Genomic DNA, 21,023 nt, shown 5'->3' on the forward strand with positions numbered 1-21,023 from the left:
CCAGGATATATAAAAAACCCCTTGCGTTGTACGCGGCGTGGTCCGCCGGGTCATTTTTTATTTTACTGTCGAGGCCCAAAACGGCCTGTTCCAAAAGTCCGGGCTGCCTGTAAACAACCCACCGGGCATAAAAGATTTTCAAATAATACAGTTGGTGGACATTAAAAACAAGCACATAAGCGTGCAACGCGTCCGCCCGTTTTCCCGCCTTATCCTGCGCAGCGCCCCTAAGGAACATCGCCAGATGTATGCTGGGATCAAGGTATACCGCGTCCACATACATATTCATCGCGTTTTCATAGTCGCCTCTCAAGGAATATGAGATCGCTTGCCGCATTGACTCTTTGGCGGTATAGGGCTTAGTTAATACCTGATTGCCGGAAGCCGCTTGATTTTCCGCCGGATCCCCGGGGGATGCGGCTGTTTGTCCGGAATTGACTGGTTGGCCGTCAATGCTCTCAATGTCGATCAAATAGTAGGTAAGGGGCACGCCGAAGAAATCAACTTTTATATAACTATCGCCTTTTTCAAGGATCTTCCCTTCGACCTTTTCCCCGGTCTTCAAGATTACCGTCTCGGCGCGAACAGGCGCTGGGCTCATAGGGGAAAGAAGCAAAAAGGCCAATATTAACATTAGGTTTCTCATACTCATACCCTCCTTATAGCACAAAAAACACGGTCTGTTAAGCGTTTTTTAGAAAGCGGAATAGATAAATAAGAACGGCTCATACTCCGCGCAATAAAGGTATAAAATGATGCAAACGATCACCGCGGCCAAGAAGCCGGTTACGACCCAGGAATCCCAAAAAACCCGTTTTTTCATACCACCGCCTTAGCTATATCCTGCGGACCTTGCCCGAACGGGTCCTGGGGATCCGCCCTACTATATGGATGCGCCGGGGGAACTCATGCAAACGCAGGCGCTGCTTGCAGAATTCCCGGATCGTTATTTGCGCGGTTCCCTCATCAACCCCGCCGTTAACGCAGACGTAATAATCCAGGCCGCCACGAACGCGCCGCGCTATGATATCTTTTATAATGCGGCATTCTTTTAGCCTGTTTTCCACATCCGGGATCGAAACCCATTTACCCGATCGTTTGAATACCAGGTTCATCCGGCCGGTCAGATACACAAACCCGTTCTTTATGCGCCCGGTATCATCTGAAAAGCACCAACCGTCCACGAACCGCTCGCGGGTCAAGGGCAGGTCGTTATAATACCCCGAGGCTAATGTCGGTCCCGTATACGCAAGCTGCCCCTGCCGGGTAAATCGCACGCCAAACCCTTCAACAACTCTTCCGCAGCTCCCGGGCTTTGCTTTGGCCGGGATATTCGAAATGAACGAGTGGAACATTTCCGTGGACCCGTAACATTCAACCAAAGGTATACCGAACAACCGCTTCCACCGCCTTAACATATCCGCCGGCAACTTCTCCCCCGACGAAACGCAAACCCTGACTGAGCAAAACATCCCCTTGATCTCCTGCGCATGCTCTAAAAGAAGGCCATATATCCCGGGGACAGCGAACAGTATTGTCGGAGAACGCCTCAATATCTCGATGAACGAAAAAGCATTTGGCACGGTCCGGGACACTATGACGCTTCCCCCAGCCTGAAACGGAAAAAACAGGCTGTTGCTCAAGCCGAAACTGGAATACATACTTGAGAATGAAAATAAAATATCGGCTGGCCGCACCCTCAGGATTTCCCGGGAAAAAGCGTCAACCAGCATATCCTTATACGCGTGGACAACCCCCTTGCTCCGGCCGGTCGTCCCGGACGAAAACAATATCAACCCGGGATTATACCTGTCCACCGCTGAATTAACACGGCTTACCCTCTGTTGCTTTATTAAAGAAATAAAATGATCTGATGAATCGTCTTCGGATATCTTTAGAAACCGCGGGTCATGGAACACCTTGTATGCCCCGCTGGTACACAATACCCGGTCAGGTTTGGCTGTTGCCAGGGCCCTCTTCCATTCATCCGCGCCGGATCGGGGATCGAACGGCGCCACGGTTATCCCCAGCCGGATACACGATAAAACAGCGGCGATAAAATCGATCGAATCATACAGGGCCAACATAACCACCTGCCCCGGCAAAACTCCTTTATCGGTCAAAAAGGAGCAGAATCTGGACGAGAGTTCATCAAGATCATCATAGGAATATCGTTTGCCATCCGCATAAACAGCGGTTTTTCCATCCTTGCAATGATTGACGATAAGCGCATTATATACGGAATCGCATAGTTTCTCCCTGAGGACCGACCGTGAAGAAGCGCGCAACCCGGCTTTGGCGACAACGGCAAAAAGGGCATCTTTGGGCCTGTACCTTTTTTCTTTGTAAATGATGTACTTTTGCTCCTGATTACGCGGAGTGCCGTCATGCAGCGTGACAGAATTGCATCCTGCCATAAGCCCGGACAACTGGGCGCCTTTTGCCGCCAGTTCCAGGGCGCTGGTCGCGGGGATCACCGCCCGCGGGCACAATATCCTTAAAATCGCGATGAAATTCAACGCGGTATTCACATCCCCGGTCCCGGAGCCGGCGAATTGAGACAGGTTATTAGGAATAAATACCGATGTGCTGCACATAGGGATATCCATTTTCTTCAAAAGCACGATATCATCGGCAAGGCTCTCAAAGGTTTGGCCGGGCAAACCGGTAATATTGCCCGAACTTACCTGGAAGCCGAGCCGCTTAAGAACGGCGATATGCGCCAGCCTATTGCGCAAAGAATCGGAAGGTTTTATTTTCTTATACAAAGCCGGATCAGACGTTTCAAACTTCAGCAGGTATCTTTGAACGCCGATATCCCGCAACCTCTTATATCTGTCGATATCCAAATTACCGAGACTGCATATGATCGCGCAATCCCGGTACCTGCCCCTTACCTGCTTTAGCGCGGCATATAACCGTTCGAACAACCGCCCCGGCCCCAATTCCCCGGACTGAATCATTATTATCCTCCGGCCGCGCGCGTAGAGCCTGTCGAAGCGGGCCAGGAATTCATCTGTCCCCATGCAATACCTTTTAACCGATGAAAACCTGTTCATGCCGCAGAATTTACATTCCTGCCTGCACACGTTGGAATATTCAATAACACTGCGGACCTCAACCTCGCCGGAGAACACCTCATCCCGGATCCTGCGCGCGCGCAGGAACAGGTCCGTTTGGATGCGGCCGCGATACTGCAACGCATTTACAATGCCGGATTTCCGGCTAAAATCAAAACCGGGGATTTTTTTCCTCACCCTGCCCCTTCCTTCCATTTTTTTTCTCCTCAATCAGGGAGACGATCTTATCGACAGTATCAAAATTATCGATATCGATATCGCTCGGCTTTAGGCGGACGCAAAAATCCTTCTCGATATACGCTATAAGTTCCAGCATCCCGAAAGAATCGATTATATTTGCCGCAAAAAGGGATTCACCATCGCTTAACGCGGCCCTGCCGTTCAAGAACTTCTTCGCGATAAACTCCTTGAGCTGTTTTTTGTAATCATCCCGCATTACGCCCTCCAGGTAAAGATGCGCGCAAATACCGCAAGACATCCTCCCATATCGAACATCAGGAAAACAGACCCCAGGCTCACGAACGAGAATGTGGCCAACAACGCTAAAACGCCAGAGAACGCGTTACCCTGCATCCTGTTGAGCGCCGGGACCTTCTTTTTTGCGAAACGGAACGCCATCCACAAGAATATGCCCGCGCTGTTATATATCGCGGCGCCCAGAAAATTCAGGGACAATCCATGCCAAAGGTGGAATACAAGCATTGACGCAAGGATGCCGATATATATCTTCCCCGGGGAAGCCGCATACCCGAATATCGGCAGAAAAAAATAGTCGCGTATCCACGTATATAAAGAAATGTGCCAGCTCCTCCAGAACATAGCGATGTTTTTCTGAAGGAACGGCTTATTGAAATTTTCGACTATGCGGTAACCGAATAATCCGGCAACACCTAACGCCATATCCGTGTATCCGGAAAAATCCATATAAACCCGAAGCATCAGCCCGTATACCGAAAGGATAACCGCTATCCTGCTGTGCGCCTGCGCAGAGATCAAAACCGGCATAACCACCCTGGCGATGCTATCGGCTATAAACGCCTTCTTTACCAATCCCAGGGCGATACGGAACAAGCTATAGTTTAAATGGGGGATCTGCGCCCCTATCTCGCGCGGTTGCCGAGACTGTTCGTAAAAAACAGGGAACCGCTCGATAGGTCCGCAGAGAAAGGTCGGGAAAAACAGGACATAAGCGGAAAGGTCGAGGAATGAAGTATTGACGATCTTGCCCTTATAAACCTCCGCAATATAATGCACGAGCCTGAATATTATATAAGAGAACCCGATCGGCAACAGGAGCCCTAACTCCTTAACCTTCGGGATAACCGGTATTAGCGAGCTTGCTTTTAAAAGAGCGGCGGAATATTTCAAGAAGCAAAGATTGCCAAGCAGCCAAATGACGGCCATTTGCAGGGCCAATTTCTTCGACGAGGGCCTTCGCGCAATGATCTTGCCGGCCCAATACACCGCCAGTGTATTCAAAAGCGCGTAGAAGGCATACAGGCTGCCGAAAAAAAAGATAAAAATAAGGCTGCACGCCAGAATCAATGCCAAGCGCGCCCGGGTCGTCCGCAAAGACCAGTATACGATCACGCTTACGATCAGTGCAATAAGGGCTTCAAGCAATACCATAATGATCAGAGGGCATAATATTTCAGGATAGAAGCCGCTACCGTATCCGCTAATAAACGGTTGCCTTCGGCGGTGCAATGCCCGGACTCGCCGGCAAACATGTCCTCAAAATATTCCCGGTAACCGTGCTCCCGCACCGCCTTTTTAAATACTTCTTCATTATCGACAACTATGACATCTTTTTTAAGCCGGCCTACCATTCTTCTTAACAGTGCTGCGCTTCTCATCGGATATTGCACGCACATTAAAGGGACCCGGTGTCTGGCGGCTATAGACCTCACTCTCTTGAAATTACGCTTGCTCCCCGGGAGATTATGGCTCAGGCGCAACAGGTTTGCCTTCTCATAATACACCCGCGCCGAATCATGATCGCCGTTTTGTTCGCACAGTATCGCCAGACCGCCCGATATATCGGGATTTCGCGGATTCAATTCCATCGCCTTCTTAAATGACATTTCCGCCTCTGCGGGCCTGTTCTGCCCCAAATAACACCACCCCAATACAATATAGGCCTCATCCGCATATCTGTTGATATCGACAGCTTTCCTAAGCAATCTCTGCGCTTGCGCGTATTCCCCTGATTTCAGATAAAATATCCCGAACTCGGTATGCTCGCGATAACCTACGGGGTTAAGCGCGATCGCTTTTTGAAAGGATTCGATAGCCGCGGCGCGCTGGCCTTTTTCTTTATAAGACCAGCCCATTCGTGTAAACTTGCTGTAGTCAAACCGGAGGAAGCCGTCGTTTATGCCCATCATAACAACAGCCATATCCGGGGCGTAACGTTCTATTTGATCCGAAAAAGCATCCGCGATATCAAAGGTTGTCGCCTCCGCCTTGCCGGCGTTTATGACACGGAAACGCACGCGTTTGCCGTTCTTATTCAATATCCGCTCTAACTGCGCCGGATAAGACTGGCCGCCGCCTTGAACGGTTGTCGAGTCCCCCAGGCACAGGATGCGCAGTTCTTTTTCCGCATAGACCTTGCTGTTTTCTCCCAGGGCCAACGAATTACCCAAAGGCATCATCCCCAGGGATATAACAGCGCACCAAAGCAAACAATTTGACTTTGTCATTTTAATAACGCGGGGCCTTACAGGCTGCGGGATACCGGCTCAGTCTCAATTTCATCCCTTCTATCGTAAAGTATGGGTTTGCGGCGGATGACCGGATATCAGGTCGCGTATAGCAGCGCTCCCTGGAAAAACGAATGATACCCGCACATATAATTAGCGGCGCTGGATACATACACGTTATCATTGACGTAATCGCCGGCGTTCAAAAAAATCAGCGCGGTTTGGCTGGTCGACGAATCATAATTACCCATATTCTGGCCGAATATGGTATACCCCCCGGAATTCCCCGTGCGGCCGGCGCCATTACTGTTACCATTGACCCCAAAAACATGGTGTATATACGCTGCACCGGAATTCGAGGAATAAATATAATGGCTGGCCACAAAGATATACACCCCGGTCACCGGAGCGGTGAACCTGCCGTTAGCAGTGCTATACCAGCCTCCGCTGTTCCCGGCCAACACACGATTATGAACAACATTTATCCATCCTGAACCCGACCGCCAGCAATCGGTCGACGACGCGGCGAACCAGGGATTCTGGGCCCTGATGGTCCCGTTAACATCCAGCTTTTGGACCGGGGTGGTAGTGCCAATGCCGACATTGCCTTCTACCAGCAGATTATTATCCGCGACATTGACGCCGCTGCCGGAATAAGTTGTCCCGATCTTCATCCGGCGGCTGGTCAAAGCGAGATAATCGCCGTAAGGAGAAGGATAATACGTGGTTATAGCAATAGTCTCATTCTCGGCAAAAAGCAGCGCTCCGGGAATGAGAATAGAAATAATAAGCAACGCTATTACGGCTTTTGATCTAAACATATCCGCCTCCGCAATGAAAATCTGTTAGAAAAATCAAGTCGCGAATAATAACGCCCCTTGGAAAAAAGAATAAGCCCCGTACATATAAGTAGCCGCGCTTGATAAATATACATTGTCATTCACATAATCGCCGGCATTTAAGTAGAGTATCGCGCTGATACTGGTCGAGGAATTGTAGGTAGACCAATTCTCGGCGAATATGGTATACCCTCCGGAATATCCCGTCCGTCCGGAACCGTTCCAGTTGCCGTTAACGCCGAAAACATGATGGATATACGGCACACCGGCCTGAGCCGCATAGATATAATGGCTGGCTGTAAAAAAATAGACCCCTCTTACCGGGGCATAGAATCTGCCGGTTTGAGGGTCATACCAGTTATACTTATTCCCGCCCAGGGGGCGGCTATGACGAACGTTTATCCAGCCTGCCGGTCCTGACCGCCAGCCGTCTGTTGACGAGGCTACAAACCAGGGATTCTGATTCCTGATGATCCCGTTGACATCGAGTTTTTGGGTCGGGTTAGGCGTGCCGATGCCGACATTGCCTTCTACCAGCAGGTTATTATCCGCGGTAATGATGCCGCTGCCGGAATAAGTTGCCCCGATCTTCATTTGATCGCTGACCAGCGCGCTATAACTGCCGTAAGGGATCGGATAATAAGCTGTTAAAGTAATAGTCTCATCTGCGGCAAAAAGACGGACTCCGGAAATGGAAACTAAAATGATAAAAAATAATATTATGACTTTTAACCTGGGCATATCCCCCTCCATGCTCACAATCAGAATAGGCAGTTTAATATATTATAAACTCCGCGTTTTCATTGTCAATTACTATTAGGGGATATTGACAAATGCCTTGTTGTAACCTGTTGCGGCGGGATAGGTTTCGGCGCGAGGAACCGTCCCCTTGATTGACAAAAAGAATAGATAGTAGTAAACTAAGTTCACCTTAACCGGATGGAATAAAATGATCAGCGTAGTAATAATAACCTATAACCGCAAATTACTTCTGAAAGATTGCCTGAACAGCGTGCTCGGCCAAAATAATTGCCCGGATTTTGAGATTATCGTGGTCGATAATCATTCTTCCGACAGGACCGCGGACCTTATCCGGGATAATTTCCGGGAGCGCTTAAGGCTTATACCCTGCGAAACAAGATTAAGCCTGGCCGAAGCAAAAAGGCTGGGGCTCAATGCCTGCGCAGGCGATATTATCGCTTTTACCGACGACGACTGCCTGGCCGGAAAAAACTGGCTGAAAGAGATCAACCTGACTCTCTCGCGCAACGATTTTTGCGGGGGGCCAACTTTGCTTAAAGATATTTCCCTGCCCCGCTGGTGGAACGGATCTTTGAACTGGATGATCGGGATCAATACCCTTCCCGGCGTTAAATTCCCGCCGCTGGGCGGTAACGCGGCTTTCCGCAAATATGTCCTGGACCGCGTCGAAAAAGACGCCCCGCCCCGGGAACTCCTGCCATACGGAGAAGATAACTGGCGGATCCGGAAAGCCCTGGCAGCCGGATTTTCCCTGGGGATCAACAAAGACATGGTCGTTTACCATCAGATCCCCCAAAAAAAATTAACCCTTTCCTTTTTATTCCAAAGGAGCGCTCAGGAAGGCCGCTGCCTGGCTAACTATGATAAAAAAACCCGGGATATCGCTTATAATTTATTCTCCATCCCGGCGAACCTTTTGCGCTCCTTGTTTTTCCTTGATCTGAACCGTTTTTTCCGGATGATCGTTAATCTGTCTTATTTGATCAACCGCTTAAAACGCCCTAAAAATGAACGATAGGCTAAAAAGGATCCTGCCGGGGCTATTACTCTCTTGCCTCATCGCGTTCCACGTTATCAACAACCTTATCTGGCTGAACATAGACACATCGTTCCTGAAACTCGATTCCTGGAGGGAATGGGACTACAGCCTGAGGGTGTTCGATTTTCTCAAGTCCCTGTCGCATTTCCCGCATTTCAGTTCCTTATCCACGATCGCCCCGCCATCATGGCACGGGATATTTACGGGATTTATCATTGCCCCGTTCTACCTCATCTTCGGCCCGGGCCAGGATGCCGCGGTATTGATAAACTCAACCATTTTCCTGACTTTGCTGATCCTGTCCGTTTACGCGTTAGCCAAAAAGATCTCCGGCAACGATCAGCGGGTCGGGATATTCGCCGCGTTCCTGGTCAGTTTCTATCCGCTGATCTTCAATCACACGCGGCTGTTTATGCTTGATTTGCCGCTGGCCGCCATATTCAGCGCCGGTTTATACTTTTTGATCGCTTCCGACCGCTTCACCGACAAAAAAAACTCACTTGCCTTCGGGATATGCCTGGGCCTGGGGTTATTGACTAAATTCAACTTTATCCTTTTCATTGCCGGCCCTCTGTTTCTTTCGTTATGCCTGGGCCTGCGCGAAAAAAAGGATAAAACCAGGACCGCCGCGAAAAACATCCGCATCCTGGCCCTGGCCGCGTTCTCCTTATCGGCCTTATTTTATTTTTCGCGCTCCGGCGACATCCTCCAGCGCGTACGCGGCCTGACCTGCGGTGACATAATGCGCGCTTACCGGATACAATTCCCGGAATTTATCGTCTTAAAGATATCCTGGCTGGTCGCTTCACTGGCTACCGCGATATCCGACGGGATGTCCTTTATATTATTCCTGTCTTTTCTCCTGGCGGTTTATCCTTTCTACGGATCTAAAACCAAAAACAAAGCCGAATTATCATTAACCATAGGGATCCCGCTTTTTACCTATATATTCATACTTATCCTGGACCCGGGAAGCATGTTACGCTACAGCCTGCCCATTTTACCCGTGGCCGCGGTCATCACCGCTATCGGGCTGCTCCGTTCGCGCTCCGGCAGGATCTGGGCAGGGTTCATATCCGCAGCGGCGATCCTGCAATTCTTTGCGGTATCCTACGGCATCCCGGCATTGCCCCAAAAAACCGGCTTTTGCCTTAATCGAAACAAGCCTTTCGCTTTCGACCTTGTTCTTTTCAAGCAAAAACTCGAGGTCAACCCTTACCGCCAGGATAAATCCTCCCACCCCTCCAGATCAGACTGGAAAGCCGGGGATGTTTTCAATATCATAAAGAAAGACGCCCCGTCCGGAAAGCATATAAAAATACTAATGCTTAGCTCCCCCCCGGAGATATATGAGGCTATCTCCGCGATGATAGCGCTTAACAAAGAACGCGTAAGCATACTTACCATAAATATGGTCGAGCCGTTTTATATAAAACGCTTTGCCCCTTTGGGGGAATTATGCCTTATAACCGATTATCTGCTTATTCTCGACCGCAAAACAGCCCCTAAGCCCGACCGGCCCAGGACCGAGTGGGAAAGAAAGATCGCGCAAGCCCAGGAGGTCTTTTACCGGAATATCGACAAGTTCACATTATTGGAAAGCGTGCGCCTGCCGGACAATACAAACCTGCTGGTCTATAAAAATACCGCATATCCCGGTTCAGCCGGGTCCAGAACGGCGCGCAGCGGGGGATTAAAAGCGGTTTTTGATTCCGGAAGCTGCAGGATATTCTATAACGGCGTTGAGATAACCCGGGGCCTGGGCTTGTTCTCCGCGGTCTTATCCCAGCAATCCTGGCGGGATTCACTGGAAGCGGTCTGGAGCGTCAAAAAAGAAGGCGATTCGCGATTGATCGCCTCAGGCAGATGGATGTTCGCTCCGGTAAAACAAATATGGGTGATCGATGTATTCCCCGGCAAGATAACCTGGCGGATAAAGCTGGAGGGGGAAAATAACGTTAAGATCAAAGCAATCGACTGTAAACTGATGCTTTCGGATAAATACAAGGTATTGACGGCTTCAACCGGCATCCAAAAGGCGCTTGACTTCAGGTACGCTGACGAACCGTGCAAAAGGGTCTGGGCAGGCAGCGGCAGCGATACAATGACCTTTACACCGCGGCCGGAGGATAAGCTTTCCTTACCAAAGATAACCCTCGCCGCGGACCTGCTGCCCGCCGGCTCTATCTCTGTCGCGGAACTCTCCGTTCAGCCCTCTGAAAGAGCGATCACCGCCGGATTTTACAAAAAGAACGGCCTTAGCGACAGCAACTTTCAACCCGGGAAGTCGCAGGATTTCAGGATCGAACTGCTATTTGATCAGAATTAGCCCCTTGGCTCAAACATCCTCATACAACTCGATGCTTTCATAAATATCACAGTCAAAATCGCACCTGCACCTTCCGTCGCGGATATACCGGCGCATTTCTTTAGCGGCAGAAGAAACCCAGATATCGGAAAAGTTGTCGCGCAGAATATTGCCCACAGGCTCGCTTGTCCAGCAAAACCCCACTGAACCGTCGCTGGACAGTTTCACGGTAGTTATACCTTTATAACAGGGCATCCTCTTCTCTTTTCCTGTAAGGGGATTAACATCCCTCTTGACCACATCTGCGACCTTGCCGACAAGCCAGGGCATCTTTTGCCTGAAGGCATCCCTTTCTTTCTCGGACAAATTAAAAGCGCTGTTCACGGAATGATACGCGGTCTTAAGGAACGTCTGGGTAAAATAACCAAAACCGTTCTTTTTAGCGAATTCGCTGACCTCAAAAAGGTCATCCGGCGTAACCATTTTAGAGATCACCGAAGCCAGGGTTATACTGACAGAGGGGTATTTCTTTTTTAATCCGGCAAGGTTCGCCAATACTTTTCTCATAACGGATAATTTGAATCCGCGCAGTTTTTCGAATTTTTCCGGATCCAGGGTATCCACGGATACATTCAGGGCGGTTACCCCCAGTTCAACCACCTTTTCGGCAAAATCAGGGTCCTGGAAACGAAAACCGTTAGTGCACAACAGAATGTCTTTGATCCCGGATATGCGGGCATATTCCAGGACCCGTTCGAAATCGGGATAAACAGTAGGCTCACCTCCGGTCAAATTAAGCTTAGGCGGTCTTTGACCGCATAAAACGTCAATAACCTGCGCGATAGACTCAAAGGTGAGTTTGCTCCCGGACTTCTTCTGGTGCCAGCAATACGCGCAGTTTGTATTGCAGGCGGTGGTTATGCAGATATCCAGCCTGACCGGCGGCAGGTAAGGAAAACATTCCCGGTACGACTTCTCCAGCAGCGCCCTTATTTCCCCCCTATTCTTATTCGGCATATTTATTGAACGCCGGGATCAATGATCTGATCATCCGCACGTCTTCTTTATCGATACCCTTGATGATATACATTACCGGCAGATAAATGACCGGGGAAACCAGCACGGATATCCAGAACATCTCCCGCAGAGGATACACGCACAAAAACATCACCAACGAGCCGCAAAGCGGCCTTAGCGAATAGTATAACATAGATCCCGAATAAGGCCGGGTGGTTTTGATGAAATATCCCATTACCGGGCCTACGGCATACGAGAACAGGCTGCCGGCGGCTGCGCCGACAAAACCGTATTTAGGGATCAGGACCAGGTTTAAGATCAAATTCACGGCAGCAGAAGTACCGGTAAAGACCGGATCGAGTATCTGTTTATTGGTAGCGATCAAAATAGCGTTATTGACCACCCCGATAAAAACAAAAACCTCAGCCCAGATAAGAATGGATAATGCGGGTCCGGACGCGGCGAATTCCGCCCCGTAAATGAGAGATATTATCCTGCCGGAGAAAATGCTCCCCCAGACCGCTAACGGGATTATCAAAAATAACAGGTATTTAAAACTCGCCCGGTAGATCCTGGTGATCTTTTCCGGACAATCCCTGAAGTAGGCGGACATTAACGGCAATATGGATACCTTCAAAGCAACCGGGATAATGCTTAACATCTCGGCTAATTTTACCGCGGCCGCGTAAGCCCCCACCTCTTGCGCCCCTCTGAAGCGTAAAAGCAACACCTGGTCGATACGATGGTAAATAAAGATAAATAGCGCTGTCAAAAGCAGCGGCCAGGACTCCTGAAATATCAATTTCCATAACTTGAGATCGATCCTGAATTCCGGCCTGATCAATTTGCCGGCGTAATGCCTGATAAACCCAAATGCGGCAAAAGACAAAATAAGGGATAATACATAAAAATGCAGCAAGCCGGCCTTTAAATAAATCACAATATAAAGCCCAAGCAAGGTAGCAGCCAGTATTATAAGGCTGATCAGTTTAAAATACCAGATCCGGAAATTAACTTCAAAGATAGTTTCATATGAGCTGCCCAACGAGGCCATTATCAGGCTTATGGAAGTAAAAAAAGCGAGCTGCACCACATCAAACGGAGATCTAGCGGCCCATACAGCTATCCACAGGGCAATAACGGAAACAAACGCGAACAAAAGCCTGATGATCAGCCCGTTACCGATAATAACCGGGGAGTTCCCCTTATCCCGGGACATTTCCCGGACCAGGATAGGCCTGATCAAAAGGTTATCGGTTGAACTGAAAAAGAAAAAGAAAACCGCCAAGAAGGATATTTTCCCGAAACCGTCCTTGCCGAAATACCTGGCCAGAGAAACGAATAATGCAAAATTCAGTATATTTTCGGCGATATACCCTGCGATGATCGCGCCGCTGTTCCGAGCTATTTTTCGCGCTATAGACATTATTTCACGTTCGTTTAAAACCCCGGAATTTTCCTATAAAATACCCGCAGAAACAGCCTAGGACAAAAAAAACCGACTTAAGATAATCGTATATGGCATACCTGAAACTATCCGCGATACTTAGGCCTTTGCCGTAATAATATAATCCGTAGAACGGTATCTTGATGAACCGAAGGATCGTTTTTAGATTGGCTATAAAGATAAAAAACAATTTTACGAGCATCTTTAAGAAATAAAACGGCCATTTCAGCCTTGAAACAGATACCAGGTCCCACTTCGACATTTTTCGAGCCATTAAAAAAGACTGGCCTTTGCCATAATTGAAATAAGTCCGCGTAAATTCCGATAAGTTCTGCTTGTGTGCGTTATACACCACCGCTTTATGGTTAAATTGGAAGATATAACCTTTTTGCTTCAGGCGATAACATAAATCCGGCTCTTCGCCGCCGGGAAAATCAAAGCGTTCATCAAAACCTCCTGCCGCGATAAGGCAATCCCGGCGAAAAGAAGCGTTACCGGTTATCAAATAAGCTATCCCTCCGGGATCTATCTTAGGAGTCCGGTTCATTTTCACATAAGCGCAATACCGGCTTACCTTTGAGCCTGTAGGCAGGGCCTCGATCACGCCGCCGGCCCCTGCCACATTATCCGACGCGTATCCCCTCAGGACCTCTTCCAGCCAGTCTTTCTGCGGGACGCAATCGGAGTCGATGAACGCCAGTATATCCCCGCGGGAATATTTTATACCCAGATTCCGGGCGGACGAAGGCCCTTTGTTCTTTTGATAAAAATATTTTATATCCAAACCCGCCGGTTTGCGGTAAGACTCGAGCCATTCCCCCAGCCCGTCAGTCGATCCGTCGTCGATGATCATTATCTCAAATTTATCCCGCGGATAAGTCTGCGCGCATAATGCCGCCAGGCATATTTTAAAATTATCCTTATCGTTATATACCGGTATTATAACCCCGGCAAAAACAGGATCAATCATACGGCAACGCTCCAGGCGAATAAAACCTTTTGAACAGATATTTCATATCCTCCCAAAAACAATAAAAAACCAACCAGGAATCTACCGCCAAAAGGCCATAATCATCATTGGCGTAATCCTCCCGGAAAAAGATCTCGGAGATATCCACGTAATCGGATAAGCCACCGATGCGCATGGCGATCTCCCTTAATATGCCTTTTTCCCGGAGCTCGTTATATTTGCGGTAATAACACTGCCTTACCCAGAAACTGCGCAAAACGGATATGACCTTATCTTGGCGCAAATGCCCGACAACCGCCAGGGGATTGTACGCCATCCGCAAACCGCATTTATATATCCTTTCAGAGAGATCAATATCCTCGTAATTAGTTTTGAATCCCTCATTATACAGGCCGGCTTTTATGACCGCGCTTTTCCTGAAAACGCTGTTATTCCCGTATAAGAACGGCGGGTCATAAAGAATATCTTCACCCCAAGACTGCTTCATGTGCCGGGCCCGCCATTTATCCGCCAGGCCGGATGTATTTTTTTCCAAAAGCCTGCCTGCAATCCCGGAGACATCCCCTTCGGTAAAACAGCGCATTAATTCCGCCAGCCATTCCGCAGAAGCGGCGCAATCGGCGTCCAACGCGGCGACGAATTCATTGCGCGACTCCCGAAAAGCGGTATTCCTGGCCGCAGCCAGGCCCTTATTCCGGTTATGGCTGATCACCCTTACCGGGTAATCCCCGGCGATCGCCATCGTGCTGTCAGTCGAGCCGTCGTCAACAACCAGTATCTCGTCGATCTTATAGGTCTGCCGCACAACGCTGTCCAGGCATCTTTTTAAATACCTTTGGGCGTTATAACAGGGGATATATAAGCTTACCTTTTCCATATTTACGGCCTTTTAAGCGAAACGTATAAACCGGCCAGCGCGTCGATCACGCCTTCCCATCTGTAATTTTCAGCCGCCCTCGTCCTGGCTACCGCCCCTTTCTCCGCGCAAACAGATGAGGCATCGATAAGTGATTTGATCTTGTCTCTTAGGTCAATATGGTCTCCGGGCCTGAAATACACCGCCGCGTCTCCGGCGATCTCGGCGCATTCAGGGATATCCGCGGTGACCGGGCAAACCCCGTAGCTCATCGCCTCCAGCAAAGACAGCGGCGAGCCTTCAACCTCGGACGGGAGGACAAAAATATAAGCCCGTCGATATAGATCATCAAGTTGACCGGCGCCGACCCGGCCCGGAAATTTTATTTTATCATTCCCCGCCGCGATATCACGCAGGTAAAAAGCGTATTTAGGGTCGGAGCCGGGCCCCCCGGCGATAACCAGGTCCATATCCGGGCGGATATCGTTATAAGCCCGGATCAGGCAATCGACACGTTTTTCCGGGACAAGCCTTCCGGTAAAAAGTATTATATCCCTTTGCTTGAACCCGGGGCCGGTCGATATTTCCGGGGTACTAACCGCGTTAGGGATATAGCGGGCCTTCTTTCCGAACCGGGATTCATAATATTTCTTGAGTGTCCGGGACACGGTTATGGTCTTATTCGGAAAAAAGACCGCCGTGAATTCGCAGAGTTTTAAGAATGATCTGGCGAAGGCATTCCACTTTTTTCTCTTCCAATCCAAGGAGTGTATTGTTACTACGGTCTTTTTGCCGGACAATCTGGGCAGAAAAGAAAAAAAAGACGGGCCTAATGCCTGATAATGCACAATATCCGCCTTAATGAACAAAACATGCAGGCTGGAAAGCAGCGCGTGGATAAAAGCGCCGAGGTATTTAGTGTTAAGCGTGGGGATATAGATCAACCGGATATTTTCCGGTAAAGGATGATTTGCCGTTGTCCCATCAGGCCGGCAATAAACGATTATTTCGTGGCCCCTTTCAGCCAAACGACAGGCGGTATCATGGACCGCTATCTCCACCCCGCCATACCTGCTGAAAAAACCCCGTGTCCCGATAAAAGCGATCCTCATATTTACGATGGGCTGAATATATAGGTTATCAATTTTTTTAAAGCGCTTAGCCTGGGCCAAAACTTTCGAAAAAAACCCGGGGCGAAAACCTGGCTGCAGATGAACCCAAAAGACAGATATTGGCGAAGATAACATCCCCTGACCATCGACTTGAGTTTTCGCGCGCTGATCAGCGGCAGATCCAGCAACCCGGCTCTTATGTTATCCTCAGGCGAAAAATCATTCTTAAGCCAGCCCTTCTGCCGCGCGGTCCTGTATAAGCGTGTATTCGGCAAAGGCATAGCGACGCTGTAATGGATGAACCGCGTCTTAAGCTTTCTCGCCTCTTTAACGCTGTAACGCAGGCTGGATTCTGTTTCCAAGCCGGAGGCGCCGAATAAAACGGATATCTCAGGCTCGATCCCGCACTCGCGCAATAATTTTACCGCTTTCAAAGCATCTTCCACCGCCATATCTTTGCCTGTATCATCCAATATCCGCTGGTCAAACGACTCTGTGCCCGTATAAACCAGCCGGCATCCGGCTTCACGCATTGCCAAAAGCATCGGCTTATCCTTCAAGTGATCCGCCCTGGCGCAGCAGATCCATTCCAGGCCGAGGCCCTTGATCCCTTCGCAAACAGCGATAACTTTTTTCTTATCCCAGACAAACTGGTTGTCGCATATCTCTACCCCTTTATAACCCAATGAATGGATATCATGGAATTCGCGGATCATATTCTCAACACTGCGCGATCGCAAAGGCGGTTTTTCCCGGGAATTCTTTTGATATTCCAATTCCACGGATTGATCGCCTGCCTGCGGCGCGCAGTAAGAGCATTTAAAGGTACACCCCCGGGAAAAACACGCGGCAGTAGCCGGAAAGCTGTTGAGCCGGTTAAAAGAATAACTGCCTTGCAAAAGCCGGCGGTCAGGAATAGGCAGTTCGTCCAGAACCAACAATTCCCTGCTGGGATTATGCTGAATGCCGGCCTTTCCGGAAAAAGACACATTCTTTACCCCGCTGACCGGCTCATCTTCTTTTAATCCCCGCGCCAATTCGACCAGGGCCTGTTCCGGCTCTGCCCTGACCACGAAATAATTATCTTTTTTAAGGAATAATTCCGGCTGCCAGGTAGGATACGGCCCGATAAAAACAATGTTAACCCCTTTGGCAAGATCCGAGATGATCCGCGCAGCCGCGATATCCTCCTGGCTGGAAAGCCAGACCGTGAAGAAAACAACCAACCCCAAACGCTTCTGCCTGGAGATGAATCCGGCGAACTTTTTTAAGTCATACCCCTCGGCAGGGCAATCAAGGAACCGGACATTACAGCCTTTATCCCGGAGCGCAGTCGCTGATTGCAAAAGGTGCAGCGGGGTTTTATAATCGAACCCGTAATTACACCCGTATAGCCGGTCAACGCTGAGTTTCTTTTTATTCAGCTGGGCCGGAGGGACAAGAAATAACGCCTCAACCTGATCATCACCGCAAACAGTCTTCATATATCCTGGTCAATTCCTGATAATGTTTGTTCCGGTCGTTAAACCCGGAGATTTTCCGGCAGGCATTATCTCCGAGCCGCTCGCGCTCTTCGGGGGAATGCAAAAGATAGCGCATCTTCTCCAGCAGGTCACGCTGATCCGCCGGCCGGAACAATAATCCCGTGACCTTATCTTCGATGAATTCCGGGATCCCTCCTATATCCGCCGCGATCACGCATTTAGCGCAGGCAAAAGATTCATAGATCGTTAAGCCGCAGACCTCGGGCCACAATGAAGGCACGACCACAAAAAGGGCATTGCGGATAGCCGCCGCCAGGTCCGGCCTGGACATATAACCCAGGAACTCCACGTTCTTCAGTCCCTGAGCTAAGCAATAATTCCGGTATTTATCTTTATCCGGACCGTCGCCCGCTATTTTTATCGGCACATCGCCTATTTCCCGGGCGCACTGCAAAAGAAGGGCTACGCCTTTTTTATCGGAAACATCGCCGAAATATAATATATATTCCCCGTTTTTTCCAACACGGTTGAACTGTTCCAGGCCTATCGCGTAAGGCAAATACCTGAGCTTCCGTTCATCTACGCCGAATTCTATAGCTTTATCCATGATGAACCGCGAGGGCGCGATGAACAGATCAACCGAATCTTCATAGATCCGCAGCGCCTTGGTCATATACATCTCCAGGCAAGCCAGCAAACTTGCCCCGAAGGAATTCCGCAGGCATTTGCGGGTCAAGGCGTTATAATACCTGCCCCCCTTGCATCTTTCGCAGGGTTTGCCCTTACTGAACAAAGAGTAATTCGGGCAGATCAGCTTATAGTCATGCAGGGTCATGACCACCGGGACCTTCTTCCGGCGCAAGGCATGCAGTATTGACGAGGATATCTGATGGTAGATATTGTGGATATGGGCGATGTCCGGCTGGCATTTATCGATCAAAGAGCTGATCTTGCGCCCGGCGTCAAATGAATAAACAAAATCAAGGCTTGCCTGAAGATTGGGGATAAAATCCCGGATGGAGGCGCTCGAATAATCCTTCGCCTGCGCGAAATAAGCGGAATATTCGGAGTATTCATTTCTGTCGCTGGAAACCGAAAAATCGATCAGGGTGTGCCCCATTTTACGCAGGCCGTCCTTCAGGTCGAACAGATACCTCTCGGCCCCGCCTTTAATAAAGTTAAATTTGTTACACATCAATATCTTCATAGATCAGCAGTTGAATATCCTATTTTAGGTGCGATTTTCCGCCTTTGATCAAAGCCCTATCTGTTATTTTTGCGGTTCGCCACCGGGTAAAAGCATCAAATAATCGAGCGCCACCTTATCGGGGCTCAAATGTTCCAGGATCAGCTTATATTCCCCCTGCTTTAAATATACCGGATCAGCGCGGATCATCGACCAGGAGGCTGCGCCTTTGATCTTGATGTTCATTTCCTGCTCATCCTGATCTCCCCGGAATATTATTTTCAGGCCGTTATCCGACTCCGAGAACGCCTCCGCCCACAGTTTGTAATAACCGGGGTAAGGGACCTTTACCGCAACAACCAGCGTCTGCCCCTGCTTAGCGCTTTCAGCTAAATTTGTTGCGTACGCCGCCTGGTATTCGGAAATATCCCAATCGCCTGTCCCGCTTTCCGGATAGATCACCCCGGATAAGCTCAGATCCTTTCCGGAGCCTTGCACCGGGATAAGAAAAAATTTATCAATAGCGACATCCCCTTCCATTGCCGCTTTAGCGGTATCCCAGACCCCTTCCTGGCTCTCAGCCCAAAAACGGATGGTCAGATCACCTCTGGGCAATCCCCAATAAGGCTCCGTAGTTAAAGAGGCCATAAACCACCGGCCCGGGCTGTCCTGGTCCAGATACCAGATATTCTCTATCCGGTGGAACCCCTGGTATAAAAAACCGTTATTATCCACAACCTCTACCAGGATCCGTGGGACTGATCTTCTCCAGTTATGGTGGATATAAGCGAAGAGCTGATATTTGCCCGGCTCAAAAACATATGCCTTAACCTCGGACCTGGCCAGAGCCCTGTCGGTAAAAACCGCCTCTCTTGCGGTAATTATCCCTTTATTCCATCCACCGGTCGCGTTGCCCGCGTCAACGACCGATCCGGAAGCGGCGAATACCGGGCTGTAAAGTAAGCTGAAGAATACCGCCAGGCATAATATATTGCGCGGCCCCAGGTTATTGTTTTTCGGGCAATTCCGGGTAAACATTGTCATCCGAACGCTCCCAATTCATTCTTACTTTATCTAATTTTTCGCCTATGATCTTTATCCGTGAGCTGTCCAAATTGCCCAAGCCCTGTTCAGCGGCCATCCTTAAATGGTGCACATACCAGGGAACGCCCAGGTTCGGGTCAGCGGGCACCGGGCCCCAATCTCCGGAGATTATGCGGGTTGCGGTGGCGTCGGTAGCCACAGGGTCGCGGCCGGCGATCACTAAAGCCCCGCCTATTTTCTTTCTTACATCCACCGCCTTGCCGCCTAAAAACAAAGAAGCGCCCCTGCCTTCCATCCCGAATGCCGCGCTTATCACCACCAGGTCGGGTTTCACCGCCTTGTTAATATCCACGATGACCTGATGCAATCCTGCGTGATGCAGTTTATATCTGGGCTCGCCGTAAATCGTGGAAGGCATTATCCCCATAAAATTCTTCATCCCCAGGCTTACCGGACAGGGATTATGATGGGTTTTTAACGCGGGGATTGAGATCACCACATCCGCGTCAGCGACCAGGTCGGGGATGACCAGGAAATTCAGCCTGGACGAAGAAGGGAAATAACGGTAATACGAGGTATGCTCCATAAGATTTATCAGGAATATCTTATTGCCGTATTTTTTATTCAACAGGTCGATCAGGCGCTTTACCTGGGCGCCTTCTTTGCCGTCCCTTCCCCCGAAATTTATCTTTACCGGACGTTCCGCCCATTCGCCGATGACCACTTCACTTGCCCCTGCCTTGACGCATTCCTCAGCCACTGAAGCGACCACTTCCGGATGGGCGATCTCCCCCGCGGAAACAGGATCATGCCCGTCCAGGCCTCCGGTTATATAATTAGGCTTGATGAATACCCTGTCTCCTTTTTTGACAATAACCTTCATCCCGCCCAGGGAAGCTATGGCCTTCCTGGTCAACGCGTATAGATTATTGCCTTTAACCACCGCCACCTGGGAGGTGATAAGCTTATTTTCGACCGGCTTGGGATCAACAGTCTTTTTATCCAACGCAAGCGCTATAGAATTATATTTGGTGTCCTCGGCGGGCAATGTAGAGGCTTCGGCCTTATCCTTCGCTGACCGGAAAATAAACAACGCAGCGATCAATATATTGATTATCCTTACGAATATTCTCATTGCCTCAATTATACCACTTTCATTTCTAAATGATAAGCG

The 21,023-nt window shown here is 49.5% G+C and carries 18 protein-coding genes; 2 read left to right on the plus strand and 16 right to left on the minus strand.

Annotated elements, in window-relative coordinates:
• The 7 genes from M0R35_05625 to M0R35_05655 form a co-directional block, all read right to left on the minus strand.
• Positions 1-646 (minus strand): tetratricopeptide repeat protein (locus M0R35_05625; protein ID MCK9595139.1); only part of this gene is annotated, 646 nt, incomplete at its 3' end.
• 190 nt (positions 647-836) lie between these two features.
• Positions 837-3,275 carry an AMP-binding protein gene (locus M0R35_05630; GenBank protein MCK9595140.1) on the minus strand — a complete coding sequence of 813 codons (2,439 nt, stop codon included), beginning with the start codon at positions 3,273-3,275 and terminating at the stop codon, positions 837-839.
• Positions 3,232-3,516, minus strand: coding sequence for an acyl carrier protein (locus M0R35_05635; protein ID MCK9595141.1), 285 nt, complete (start codon positions 3,514-3,516; stop codon positions 3,232-3,234). Before M0R35_05635 ends, M0R35_05630 begins: the two co-directional genes overlap by 44 nt.
• The gene (locus tag M0R35_05640) at positions 3,516-4,709 is read right to left on the minus strand and encodes a hypothetical protein (protein ID MCK9595142.1); all 1,194 of its coding nucleotides are present in this window, start codon (positions 4,707-4,709) and stop codon (positions 3,516-3,518) included. The genes M0R35_05635 and M0R35_05640 overlap by 1 nt, the downstream gene beginning before the upstream one ends.
• A 5-nt stretch (positions 4,710-4,714) precedes the next feature.
• The gene (locus M0R35_05645; protein MCK9595143.1) at positions 4,715-5,785 is read right to left on the minus strand and encodes a tetratricopeptide repeat protein; all 1,071 of its coding nucleotides are present in this window, start codon (positions 5,783-5,785) and stop codon (positions 4,715-4,717) included.
• A gap of 98 nt (positions 5,786-5,883) precedes the next feature.
• On the minus strand, positions 5,884-6,606 hold the full coding sequence (locus M0R35_05650) for a complement C1q domain-containing protein (GenBank protein ID MCK9595144.1): 723 nt from the start codon (positions 6,604-6,606) through the stop codon (positions 5,884-5,886).
• 33 nt (positions 6,607-6,639) lie between these two features.
• Positions 6,640-7,365, minus strand: coding sequence for a complement C1q domain-containing protein (locus tag M0R35_05655; protein MCK9595145.1), 726 nt, complete (start codon positions 7,363-7,365; stop codon positions 6,640-6,642).
• A gap of 208 nt (positions 7,366-7,573) precedes the next feature.
• Between M0R35_05655 and M0R35_05660 the strand changes: the two genes are divergently transcribed.
• Positions 7,574-8,404 carry a glycosyltransferase gene (locus tag M0R35_05660; GenBank protein ID MCK9595146.1) on the plus strand — a complete coding sequence of 277 codons (831 nt, stop codon included), beginning with the start codon at positions 7,574-7,576 and terminating at the stop codon, positions 8,402-8,404.
• Positions 8,394-10,754 (plus strand): glycosyltransferase family 39 protein, encoded by a 2,361-nt coding sequence (locus M0R35_05665; protein ID MCK9595147.1) that lies wholly within the window; start codon positions 8,394-8,396, stop codon positions 10,752-10,754. Before M0R35_05660 ends, M0R35_05665 begins: the two co-directional genes overlap by 11 nt.
• Positions 10,755-10,763: 9 nt before the next feature.
• On the opposite strand, the gene M0R35_05670 is transcribed toward M0R35_05665, so the two are convergent.
• From M0R35_05670 to M0R35_05710, 9 genes are all read right to left on the minus strand, one after another.
• Entirely contained in the window at positions 10,764-11,750 is a 987-nt protein-coding gene (locus M0R35_05670) for a radical SAM protein (GenBank protein MCK9595148.1), read from the minus strand.
• Positions 11,740-13,176, minus strand: coding sequence for a flippase (locus M0R35_05675; GenBank protein MCK9595149.1), 1,437 nt, complete (start codon positions 13,174-13,176; stop codon positions 11,740-11,742). Before M0R35_05675 ends, M0R35_05670 begins: the two co-directional genes overlap by 11 nt.
• 4 nt (positions 13,177-13,180) lie before the next feature.
• A complete protein-coding gene (locus M0R35_05680; GenBank protein MCK9595150.1) occupies positions 13,181-14,167 on the minus strand; it encodes a glycosyltransferase in 987 nt (328 codons plus the stop codon).
• Positions 14,160-15,044: a glycosyltransferase gene (locus tag M0R35_05685; GenBank protein MCK9595151.1), complete on the minus strand. Its 885-nt coding sequence runs from the start codon at positions 15,042-15,044 to the stop codon at positions 14,160-14,162. Before M0R35_05685 ends, M0R35_05680 begins: the two co-directional genes overlap by 8 nt.
• Positions 15,045-15,046: 2 nt before the next feature.
• On the minus strand, positions 15,047-16,135 hold the full coding sequence (locus M0R35_05690) for a glycosyltransferase family 4 protein (protein MCK9595152.1): 1,089 nt from the start codon (positions 16,133-16,135) through the stop codon (positions 15,047-15,049).
• Between the two features lie 2 nt (positions 16,136-16,137).
• A complete protein-coding gene (locus M0R35_05695; GenBank protein ID MCK9595153.1) occupies positions 16,138-17,619 on the minus strand; it encodes a B12-binding domain-containing radical SAM protein in 1,482 nt (493 codons plus the stop codon).
• Positions 17,600-18,814 carry a glycosyltransferase gene (locus tag M0R35_05700; protein ID MCK9595154.1) on the minus strand — a complete coding sequence of 405 codons (1,215 nt, stop codon included), beginning with the start codon at positions 18,812-18,814 and terminating at the stop codon, positions 17,600-17,602. Before M0R35_05700 ends, M0R35_05695 begins: the two co-directional genes overlap by 20 nt.
• Positions 18,815-18,889: 75 nt before the next feature.
• Positions 18,890-19,849: a hypothetical protein gene (locus M0R35_05705; protein ID MCK9595155.1), complete on the minus strand. Its 960-nt coding sequence runs from the start codon at positions 19,847-19,849 to the stop codon at positions 18,890-18,892.
• On the minus strand, positions 19,812-21,023 hold a 1,212-nt coding region (locus M0R35_05710), incomplete at its 5' end, for a DUF362 domain-containing protein (protein MCK9595156.1). The genes M0R35_05710 and M0R35_05705, both read right to left, overlap by 38 nt.

This window comes from Candidatus Omnitrophota bacterium (assembly GCA_023227985.1).
GTDB lineage: Bacteria > Omnitrophota > Gorgyraeia > Gygaellales > Profunditerraquicolaceae > JALOCB01.